4 protein-coding genes and 2 pseudogenes are annotated in these 10,559 nt (G+C 62.3%); 2 read left to right on the top strand and 4 right to left on the bottom strand.

The annotated features are described in order from the left end of the window. Positions 1–613: 613 nt before the first annotated feature. Both CJ177_RS49725 and CJ177_RS46380 read left to right on the top strand, forming a co-directional pair. A pseudogene (locus CJ177_RS49725) lies at positions 614–805 on the top strand (hypothetical protein); the annotation flags it as partial. A gap of 662 nt (positions 806–1,467) precedes the next feature. After that, complete coding sequence (locus tag CJ177_RS46380; RefSeq protein WP_095871082.1) at positions 1,468–3,546, top strand: hypothetical protein; 2,079 nt, start codon at positions 1,468–1,470, stop codon at positions 3,544–3,546. 74 nt (positions 3,547–3,620) lie between these two features. On the opposite strand, the gene CJ177_RS47210 is transcribed toward CJ177_RS46380, so the two are convergent. The 4 genes and pseudogenes from CJ177_RS47210 to CJ177_RS46365 form a co-directional block, all read right to left on the bottom strand. Continuing rightward, positions 3,621–4,196, bottom strand: coding sequence for a hypothetical protein (locus tag CJ177_RS47210; protein WP_143548831.1), 576 nt, complete (start codon positions 4,194–4,196; stop codon positions 3,621–3,623). Between the two features lie 54 nt (positions 4,197–4,250). Then, positions 4,251–4,442, bottom strand: a complete 192-nt coding sequence (locus tag CJ177_RS47910) for a hypothetical protein (protein WP_257015108.1) — start codon at positions 4,440–4,442, stop codon at positions 4,251–4,253. 121 nt (positions 4,443–4,563) lie between these two features. After that, positions 4,564–4,800: pseudogene (locus CJ177_RS47905) on the bottom strand (hypothetical protein); the annotation flags it as partial. An 878-nt stretch (positions 4,801–5,678) separates the two neighbouring features. Next, on the bottom strand, positions 5,679–10,067 hold the full coding sequence (locus tag CJ177_RS46365) for a hypothetical protein (protein ID WP_218835214.1): 4,389 nt from the start codon (positions 10,065–10,067) through the stop codon (positions 5,679–5,681). Between the last annotated feature and the right edge of the window lie 492 nt (positions 10,068–10,559).

Raw genomic sequence — 10,559 nt, 5'->3', positions numbered from 1 at the left:
CCGGGAGACGGGGCGAGTCGCTGCGCTCCCCGCCAGGGAGCCGCTGCGCGGCTCGCAGTGGGTCCATTCCCGTTGCCGTCGATCGAGTCGCTTCGCTCCTCTGAGTTTCCGAGATTAGGCTCTCACCAAAGCTTTCCATCGGCACGTTTGATCCGGTCCCCCACAGCCGAACGCGGCTGGGGAGACGGGGTGGTGCGCCCGACCCGCCGCCCACTCGCCTTCCTGTGCCGCTCCATGTCATACCCACAGCATACCACCCACCCCCGCACAACCCAAAACATCGAAAACCTCAAATCATCCAACTCTATTGATTAACAACAACTTCTGAACCTTACAAGCTGAGGTTTGTGCACAAAACACGTAAAGACCTACTCACCAACTAATTACCGAAACATGTTGCAAATCAACGTCTTTCAAAAACGACTCAAAACCGGACGCAACAGACACCCGCGCGCCCGCCGGAACCCCGGCGCCGCCACTCCCCGAACAGGTCGCCGGCGACCCCCACATCACAAACCGGGGACATGTCATCACACCAGGTCACAGCACAATTACGGCCGCGGGTGCCGAGGTCGCATCGATCCCACCCCTAACCACCTGCACACCGCCCAGAATGGGCAGCAGGGAATTCAGCAGTAGTTCGCGTCGCTCGCGGCGACGCCTGGGGAGGAAGTACGTCATGGTGTTCGAGAGATTCTCCGATCAAGCCCGTCAAGTGGTCGTCCTCGCCGCCGGCGCCGCCCGCACCCACCACCAGAACTCCGTCGGCACCGAACACCTGCTCGTCGGGATCTTCGACGCTGGCGGCCCCGGAGCGGCGGCGCTGACCTCGTGGGGTGTCACCGCGCCGGCCCTCGAGAGCAAGCTCGGCGGTGTCAGCGCACCGGCGGGCTCCGCTCCGGCGGTTGAGCACATCCCCATCACCGGCGAAGACGAAGAAGGTCCTCGAGGGCAGCCTGCGCCAGACCACCCTGCTCGGGCACGAAGAGGATCGGCACCAACCACCTCCTCCTGGCCCTACTCGACGACCCCGCCTCCACCGGCGCTCAGATCCTCACCGACCTTGCAACCCTCAGCATCGGCGAAATGCGTGAGCACCTCAGACGCGAACTCGCCCACAGGCCCCCCCGGCCCCGCCCACCGCATCCCCATCCGGCTCAGCAACGACGAATACACCCGCACCCACGCCGCCGCCCACACCGCCGGACAAACCTCGAAACCTCCGGTCCACGACCGCATCACCGACGCCCTCAACCAACCCAAATAGCACCCTGGGATCAACGAACAAAGGCGCCCACGAACAGAGGTGCTTCAGGGCCGAAGACACTCGGCAGTTTCAGTCCGGGAAGAAGAACGAGCAACAGAAAGACGATGACGCCGGAGAAATTCGCCAACCCCTCCCCGACTCCGAATCTCCGGTTAGCATCCTGCTTAGACTGCGTTCGCCACGCCTTCCGAAAGGTGCCGATGAACGGAAGCGACAGGTATCTCGACGTACTACTCGCCGACTACACCTCGGCGCGGGATGACGAACGCGAGCTCCTCAATCAGCAAACCACCCTCTTCGGAGCCGTGGTCGCCACATTGACCCTGCTCGGCGCGCTCGTCGCAAGCATAAGCGGTGAGAAGCCGACGCTCCAGATGCCTGACTGGATCTCGGCAGCGGCACCGCTCGTGCCACTGGCCCTGATCTGTCTGCTACAGATCGTCGGCTCCCAGGCGGCCGTGCGCAGCTTCTACATTCGTGCACTGGAACGTCAGCTCCGTAAGGAACTACCCTCATCGCCCACACTCGACGACTACCCACATCTCACGGTCATGTCCTACCAGGAAATACAGGTGACGTTGCGATCGCTAGGCCAAGGTACGCGAATTCCGCGCGTACTGACGATGATCATCTTTTTCTCGGTCGGTGCGGTATTCATCGGACTCGTCATGTACATGGCCAGCACGTTCGACATCTATCTGAAATTCACCATGATCGTCTTCTACGGCGCAGCCACGGCCCTGATTCTGATGGAGTCCGTCAACGCCACCGTGAGAGGAAAGCGATACTTCAAGAACCTCGTCGACGATGCGCATCGCCGATCGATGGAACCACTCACTCCCTCGGTAGACGGGACGGCTTCGACGTCGCGCGGACGAAGCCTCGCGTCGTACCTGATTCTCCCCCGGCCGGCAGACCTATCCAAGGCACCGTTTTTTCCGATAGGCGCCCTGGTTCTCGTGGCTGTACGACCCGAGACCGCCGAGCTCGAATACTTCTGGCCACGAGTCGTCGTCCTGTGGCTGGTGCTCGAAGTGCTTGTTTACCAAGCCCGCTATCAGTGGAATGATCTGCGAGGCCTGGGCGAGGACATGGAGGCTCCGGCCGCGGGACAGCGCGGTCGGATACCGCTCGACCCCACGACATCCGACATTCGCCCTGTCGTCATCCTCGTCTCGTGCGCCATCTCGGTGCGTCTCTTTCTGGCTGTGCTCGCATGCGCACTCCCGTTTGTCTCGTTCTTCCACCACCTGCTTCCGATGCTGCTCGGGGTTTTCGGGCTCGCCGCTGTTTACGAGATTCTCCGAGGCATGGAACGAAACGGATACGTACCCACAACTCAAGGGCCTTTACAGACGTCGCCGTCCTCCGTCGCTGTGCTCGTGTCACTGGTCGTCGGACTCGGGTATCCGTTGCGAACGGTGCTCGGCATCGCACTGCCGGCTACCGGCGGCTCCGGAACCCGGGACATTCCGTGGCAGTGGATGTGGCCGTGGAACTGGACCTTGGGCAACCCCTTTCACATGTCCCTACCCGTCGACACAATGTTCCTGGCCGTATTCGCGTTGTATACGCTTTCGCTGGGCATCCTCTTCGTCTCGATGACGTGGTGTCTCGAGGGCGGCACGTTCGTCCGTGAGCACGACGGGAGCACCTACTACTACCGCAGAGATATCGCCCAGAAACCGCACCTTCGGCTCTTGCTCCTGAACACGACACGGAGATTCGCACCGCTGCCGGCACCGACGCAGGAACCCCTACAGCCGATCATCGAGGTGGACGGACGAAGCAAGAAATGGCTCAAATTCGCGAGCAGGCTCCACGCCCCGTGGAACATCGCGTTGCTCACCGCATTGGCCACCGGAGCTCTCGCGGTCTGCGCAGTATGGGGATCGGACCCAAAGATCCCTGCCACCGCACTTGCCGCGGCAGCGACGGTAGGCATCGGTGTCGCAATGGCATTACACCGCAACAAGAGCAAGATCACGGCCGTGGTATATGTGGCGGGTCTGCTGCTCGCCGCCGTCACGCTGGCCGCAGCGGCCGCCCATACGTCGGCGAGCGTCACCGCCCCAGCGGCACCATCCGGCACCACGCTCGCAGTCCGCTGGATACTGTCCTCGATGTCAACGATCCCCATCCTCGTCTACAAGTTCTTCGAGCACAGTTCATATCGCGATCTCGCCTTCCCGCCACTCACCGAGGTCGTCGCGACCGCGATCCGTCGCGCCCTCGTCGTTGTTCTCGGGAAGGACACGGCCACGCGAATGGGAATCTGACTGAACACCCATCTAGGCAGCCACCTGCCAGTACCGAACGCCTCGCAATGGGCTGAACAATAGATCGCGAATCTCTAGAAATCTGAATATGGGTCATGTTTTTCGTATCTGAACATAACCCGCGATTTAGCCTCATATCCCCAAAAACGTCCTCGCGAATCCTTAGCCCGAATAACCATAAAAATATTCGGCTCAGATACCCATACTTTTGAGGTGACCGTCTCGCCGGGTGACAGCGTGTTCGATCGAAGGTCATCGCCATGGTGTTGGTCCGACCATTCGAGAGGCCAGTCGTCTCTGCCGCCTCTATCGATGGCCTTTCTAACGGCGGCGATTCTCCTATGCTCGACCGAGCCTATCGGCAGATGGCGAGGTATCCATGACCAATTCGGTCCAGTGAAGAACAATGTCCCACTAACATCATAGAACGGTAGTTCTGAGGTATTTGTAATAACGAGCAGGTAGTCGTAACCCTCCCGCTTCTTCGACTTGCGAATTCTTCGAATCAATAGTTGCTTCGCTTGCTCCTTCTCCTCCTTCCAGCGATCTCGTAAAAGAATATAGAAACCGAGCAAAAGCGATCCTCCGGTGAGAATGCTCCCGATCCACGCCGGAATATTGCCCCAATCCACCACTCCCGCAAGCACCATGAGTTAAGTTTCACACGCCCGCTAACCAATGCGATAAGGGCCCAGGAGAGAAGCTCAGTGACAGCAACTGACGGTGCAACGCGCCCTCGTCGGCGCGAAATACCTCTCGGACCGGATCCAGATGTGCTCGCTCGGTGCCCAGGACCTCACTGACCACCGAAACCGAAGATCGGATACAGCCGGAGGGCGTTTGCGGGCGATCAGCTTCGTCGCCTTCGTCTGGCCGATCCCCGGCGACGCCCGCAGGGCCGTTTCCAGGTCCCAGGCGGGCCACCCCGGGGTCAGCGGGTCCGGTTCGTCGAACCCGATCCCGATCCGGGCCTATCGCCGCCAGAAGGGCGTTCAGCGCCTCCGCCTCGGTGTCCAGGATCGCCCGCGCCGCCCTCGGGGGACCTGCACGGACAGGAACACCCGCCGCGACCAGGCCGTCCGCGGTGAACCGGTCCGCCTCCCCCGCCCGGTCCCCGGTGCTGGACCAGGAGTCGACATGCGCGCCGACGTAGGCGGCGGCGCCCAGATACGGGCGGTCGTAATACTGCGTCAGCGCCGCGACCGCCGCGGCGTCCGAGTCGGTCGCGAGGGTGGTCGGCAGCCGGAATGTCATACCCCGCACCCTCTCACCCTTCAGGTGCCGGCGGCCGGGAACCGAGCCGGGGTGATCGCTACGCGCCGGCCGTTGTGTGGACAGTATCGCGTTGCGGGCGTCGCCCTTCGGCCGCTACAGGGACGTGTCATCTGCCCAGTTCAGTGATAGGAATGCGCGGTGATCGATGCGCACAAAGGATGGCCTGAAGGCGAGTGCACCACCACTGGCTTCTTCGACGGCATTGACCGCTGGAGGACTGCGAACCCGCCGCCCGGACCCCGAGTTCGTGCCGCGGCGCGTCTACAGCTCGGCCACTTCAGGCGCCCGCACCAGGCTCGCTGGTGGGATGCCCTGGCACTGACAATGCTCCTCGCCGTCATCGCGGCGGCACTCACCATCGTCGCGCTCGATGACGTCCTGAGGGTGTTGCTCGTGGCGATCTCACTCATGCTGGTCGGGATATTCGTGTACGTCATCTACGGTCTGGCACTGGCGACTCGATCCCGCGCCTACCCGGTGGCGGCACCGGTTTCGGGTGATGTGGCTGACGAACGGCACCAACACGGTCGGGGCGGCGCTCACCGTCTACGTCCGCCGGGGCGGCGCGGTGACCTTCCACAACCACTTCCGATGGCCCGCAATCACACCCCAGCGGCCGCCGGTCGGCCGCCGGCTACGGCTCGAACTACTGACCATTGCCGCCGAGGCCGACCAAGTCGTCATTACGTTCACGACAGATGAACGCATCGCCACCACGTACAACAGGGACGGGTGGCGGGAACCCACCCCCCGCCGAACGTCACGAGTACACGATCCCGGAAACGACGAATCGATGGGATCTGCTGTTCGATGGGAATGGCCGGAGCTCCGCGCTTATTACAGCGGATCGAATCGGCCTATGACTTGTGCGGCCGTGGAATGGTGAGGACTATGGGCCGGAGATCAACCGAGCCTGTCTGCGACAGGCGCATTGACTGCTTCCTCAGATCGGCCAGCATTGCCTCGGGTGGGTGCTTCTTTGCCTCCGTCTTGCGTCTGTCCTCCGGATCGTCCCAAAGCTCAACTGGGAACCATCCCACGAGGTAGATACCGCTGTCTGTCCTAACCTCGGGCAAGTATCTGGCGGCCAACTGATCCTCTTGCGACGTCATAACCCCGGGATTCCAAGCGCCCTTGACCTCGATCACCAGTCTTACTGGTATGGCAGCAGCTGTGTCCTCACCCGGCGGAGGCAGTGTGTCGATGAGAATGTCTGTACGGTCACCGGCTCCGGAGGCGTCCGTCGGACGGACAAGGACCTCCCGGTTCACCGCCACACGGTGGCCAGCCAATCGCAGCCTCAGCTCGTGGGTGAGGTAGGCGCAAAGGGCCGCTTCGGGTTTCGGGCGCCAGCGGTCCGGAATTGCTTTGTTGTCCGCGGACGTCGCGGATTTTTTCGGACGCTTACCCGGTATCCGATCCCATAGCAGCTCACAGTGCGACGGGAGTTCCTCGTTGATTTCTTCTAGCGCCTCGCACGCTATGTCCAGCAGATCCGTACTGGTGCGGATGACGCGCCGCGCGGGGTCTTGGAGGACTCGAATCACATCGTCAGCTTGCACTTGGCTCCAAGTGTCGGAGGCGTACTGCTTCTCGCTCGCCACGAGTGCTGCAGCAACTGCAAGCCTGTCGGGATTTTGGGCCGCAAGTTGTCGCAGCTGACGTACAGCGTCCGCTGTGGCCCGCCGACTCAGCTCGCGCAGCACCCCGTCCCTCCATCTCCGCGCTTCTGCTTCGGCAGTCACCCTGCTCACGCCAGGTAAGATCACATCTTCCTCTGGTCCATACAGGGCGCTGAGCCACACGTACAGGTCCGCAAGTTCAGCTTCCTCAAAGGAGCTGTGGATTCGCCGGGCGACTTCAGTCCCCGCGCATTCCTCGGCGAGGTGACGGCCGAGTTCCGTGTCGGCACCCATGTAGGCCTTGACCCGCCGCCAGTTCGACTTGGCATCCACCATCAGCAGGGAACAGGCAGCAAGAACCGCAACCTGTTCAGAATCCGGGGACCCTGCGCGCTCCTCAAGCGCCGTGTCGACAACGTCCACAGCGGTCCTACGGCCAGCTGCCAGGAGAGATACAAGGAGGCGATACCAGGTCTGCAGTGCGGCCTCGCGTCCGTCATCGTCCTTGCGCAATCCGCCCTTCTCGTCTAACAGAGCGGAGGGTCCGGGATCGTCCTCAACCCTCTGAGCTAGTCCCAGGCAGGCCGAGAGTGCGATTAGGAGGCGCTCCATCGCCGTGCACACCTCCGGCGCCCAATCTGGGTTTACGGCGTAGATTTCTACTGGTTGTCGAGCGTTCGCAAGCGATGCCCAAACAAGCTGGGTGATGCGCTGGGCCAGGGATTCGGGGGCGTGGTGGGCAGCCTGGCGCAACAGGTCTTTCCGTACCGTTTCGCTGAAGCTGGATGACATCCCCAGGAACTCGGTGAGGATCGCGCCGGCCCAAGATTCCCACACCTTCGATGGGAGCTCAGTGAGGCGATTAGCACTGTGGAGCTCGGTGAGTAGTGCGTAGCCGACCCATGGGTGGTCGCCGTGTTCGGATGCCGCGGGCAAGGAATCGGCATGGTCATGCTCGGAGGTAAGGAAGCGTAGCGCGAGCTCGGGCAGATCCGTCAGCTCATCGTTGAGGGCACGGACTCCCGGCCAAGTGTGAATCGCCCCGGATAGTTCGCCGGCGTGGCCCGTTCCTGGGTCAATCTGCAAGCGCCGCAGGAACAAAGCCAAACTGTCGTTGTCGCCCATTCTGGCCGCAACGAGCAGCTGCATCTGTTCGGCAACGAATAACGGGGCGTCCTCCCACGCGGTGTTCCTTGCTCGATGCCCCTTGCGGAGCGCGCGACCGAGTTGGCTGTCGATGACTATTGGCGCAAAAAAGGAGCTCAGATACGGCCAGGCGGGGTGTTCTTCATTGGAGGCCAGATCAAACGCCTCCCGATCGTCGCGCGGGAACACGCAGGCTGCAAGCTCACCATAAGCCGCAACTAGCGCGTCGTCTCCGGACCTGGCTGCTTGGGCAGTCTGCTCCAGCGCCCAAGCGAAGTCCGTCCCGTCGAGCAGGTGGTTCCGGACCACCATTTCTGGTGCCGCGGGTCCTTCCACCTGTTGTGTCGAGCGGGATCGCCAATCCTGGACGATCATCCACGCCGCTTGCCGTGGATCAATCTTCGCTCGGTCGGCTTCTTTCACGAGAGCTTCGGCCAGGAGCCTGCGGAGCGCCTGCGTCGCCTGAGTTTCTTGTGCTTGCTCGCCCGGTTGTAAGCAGTCCGGAATACGGATCTCGTGATGGTCGCGGAAGAGGCCGATTATGATTCTCGCCATGGAGCTGATGTGTTGCTGCGGATCCGGGGCGCCGAGAGCGCGGTCGATTGCGGATTCGATCAGGGAGTTCTCGATCCGGCCGGTTGAGTAGTCGAATCCGGCCGCCGGGGGCGCCACATTCAGAACAGTCTTCTGCACCCAAGCTAGAAGGTCAGGCAGGTGATCGTCCGCGCATTTGCTGGGCATATTCTTCAAGAACTGAGCGTAATTGTTGTACACGTACGGTGCCGGAGGCCTGAGCGAGGCCAGCATCGTCGAAACGTCTATATGCTCGGGCCACAACAGAGCGAGCACAGTGCCTCGCAGGTCGTGCTGGGGGTCGATCCGCGCCGCGCGGGAGGAATCGTCGAGCGAGGCGAGAACGCCGGTGAGCACGGGCACCGCTCGATTCGCATCGCAGGCGAACGCAGCGCGTGCCGCTAGACGTCGCTCCGGCTCGTCCCATGCGTGGTTCTCCACCAACCGCAAAAGTGCGTCGGCGAGTCTTGGGTTTCCCGTGCCGGCTTCTTGTGCCAGCTGGATGGCCAACCGGGTTCTTGCCGTTGTTTGCCAGTCAACCGCGCCTGCGATCGGTGCGGCCTCCAACACTTCGGTCAGTTGGTCCGCCAGGCCGGGATAGTGCAGATCCCAGCGGGAGAGCTGCCAGCGTAGGTCACTGAGTTCAACTTGCGCTGCGCGATCGAGGAGTTTGCTGACGGTCAGTCTGCGGACATCGTCGGATCGCACTAGCGCGCTGTGCACCGCAAGACTTTCGGGATCGGCCGCGGCCAGCCAGTCTGTAGCTGTCGGGTTCATCGCCACCAGCCACGCGGCGACTTCCCGGAGAGGAACAGGAATGCTCGAGGCCTCGCCTTCCGGTGCGCCGACCAGGAGAAGATTCGCGAGCTGCCGCTGCGTTGTTTCCCGATCGACGAGGTGCCGGGCAGCGAGGTAGGCGGTCACGGAGGAGTGACGAAACACCACCCGGTTGTTGTCTGGCACCGTAAACAAGGCCGTTGCCAACGTCTCTTCCAGTACTTGAGGCGTCGCCTCGAATGCCCCCGCAACTGTCCGCTCCGTCCCGCCCGCCAGTACATCACCGGATAGGTCGAAGTCACCAGCCCCGAATGCGGCACCTCGCCATACGGTCCGATGCCCGGACAGCAGCATCCAGGCGGCAACACGACCCGCCACGGCAAGTCGCTGCTGCCCGGTGGTGACCATCGCGCTGGTCAGACGATCAGGGTCTGGGTCTTCGACAAGCCGATGGACACCGCGGGCAAACAGCTCCTGAGGCGTGCCATGCAGCTGACCGTCGATCCGGTAGGTCAGAACCAGCAATTCTAGAGTCAGCGGAACACTCGCAAGCACAGCCGCTCCGGCCGCCTCAGCGGCGTCCACCAACGATTTCCCTGGTACGTCGGCGCTGTCGGCCAGCGTCTCGGCTTCCTCCCTAGTGAGCGGGGCCAAGTCGATGCATCGGCACGACCCGAATACATCAGACAACACATCCGTCATAATCATCGGGTAATCGGCTGTGCGGCAAGCAATTAAAACGCGAACACGACTGATATCACGGCTCTGAAGCGCGTTCTTCAGCCGACGCGGCAGGTGCCTAAGATACGAGCTCTCGTCGGCCTGGTCAAGGACCACCGTAAGCACTCCGGTCACGTCCGTTCCGCCGCCCCTCGTTGGAGGCAGGGCGGCCAGGTGGCGGCCCAACTCTTCTCCGAAGGAGCCCTCGGTCAGATCTCCGCCCGACACCCAAAGGCATGCGTCACTTTCCCCGCCCCATAGGTCCACCACTCGGGGCAACGCGGACGTGAGTTCGGTCAGAACTGAAGTCTTTCCTGCACCGGGCTCGCCCAGCACTACCATCGCCCCAGCCGCCGCGACCACAGATGGAAGCGTCAGGACTCCGTTTCGTAGTCGCTCGGCTTCCATAACCACCTCCTCATCGTGCGAACGAAAGGCATCTGTGGCACGCTCGATCAAATCCTCGGTGGCTAGCGCACCGCGCACCCTGCACACACGAGGTACATGGAAACCAAACACATCACCCGCCATACCTGGAATTCTCTCAGGACGACGAGTCCTGCGCCGGGGATGACACGACCCGCCGACCAGCACACCGACGATCAAGTGAACCGGTGGAGGAAGCGCCCTCACCGGCCGACAGCCCGATTTTCGGCTCAGACAGGGCATTCCGACAACCCCGTCGTTGCTCACGGCGGCCCGACACCTCAACGAGCCTCAACGCGCCCAGTGATGTCGCGAGGACGTCCTCACCGACGTTCACAATGGTGGCGAAATGAAGCTCAAGAACAGCCATATAGCTACCTCCTGGCACACAAACCGCAGGCTGCTCATCGTCGCGGACGGGGCGAACACGCTCACGGCGAAGGCGCCGGGCGACTGAGTGCCCGTTCAGCCAGC

It is taken from the genome of Rhodococcus sp. ACPA1 (assembly GCF_002300195.1).
Lineage (GTDB): Bacteria > Actinomycetota > Actinomycetes > Mycobacteriales > Mycobacteriaceae > Rhodococcus_F > Rhodococcus_F opacus.
Note: the sequence above shows the minus strand (reverse complement) of the source record. Positions and strands in the feature narration are given on the sequence as shown.

What these genes read in the sequence shown, in the direction of transcription:
- CJ177_RS46380 (WP_095871082.1), top strand. Translation starts at nt 1,468, where the DNA reads ATGAACGGAAGCGACAGGTATCTCGACGTACTACTCGCCGACTACACC.
- CJ177_RS46365 (WP_218835214.1), bottom strand. Translation starts at nt 10,067, where the DNA reads ATGGAAGCCGAGCGACTACGAAACGGAGTCCTGACGCTTCCATCTGTG.
- CJ177_RS47210 (WP_143548831.1), bottom strand. Translation starts at nt 4,196, where the DNA reads ATGGTGCTTGCGGGAGTGGTGGATTGGGGCAATATTCCGGCGTGGATC.